The organism is Dellaglioa sp. CoH-55-MRSF-8 (genome assembly GCF_056782195.1).
The window spans coordinates 1-245 of record NZ_JBXAYH010000243.1 but is presented as its reverse complement, the minus strand read 5'-3'; the positions used below and the strand labels follow the sequence as shown (position 1 = coordinate 245).

The following is a 245-nucleotide window of genomic DNA, read 5'->3' as shown; positions in this document are numbered from 1 at the left end:
CGTCGGGTCACGATTCGATCGCCGCGGTGGGCCTGGAGACCGTCGCGTAGGGCGACGCTCTGGCGTCCGGTGACGGCTCCCTCGCTGATGCGGAACGCCTGCGCGCGGGCGTTCAGGTCCGCGAAGGTGGTGTTGTGCTGGGCGAGCATGACGGAGGTCTTGCCGGCGTTGGTGTCGGCCTGCCAGGCGGCGAACACCTGCCCGGTCATGCGGTCGACGTCGCCGCCGACGACGCGGCCCTGCTC

The 245-nt window shown here is 71.8% G+C and carries 1 protein-coding gene; it reads right to left on the bottom strand.

From position 1 onward, the window contains the following. Positions 1–245, bottom strand: a 245-nt coding sequence (locus AC1RPW_RS08620; RefSeq protein ID WP_481769550.1) for a hypothetical protein, incomplete at both ends; no start/stop codon positions are given.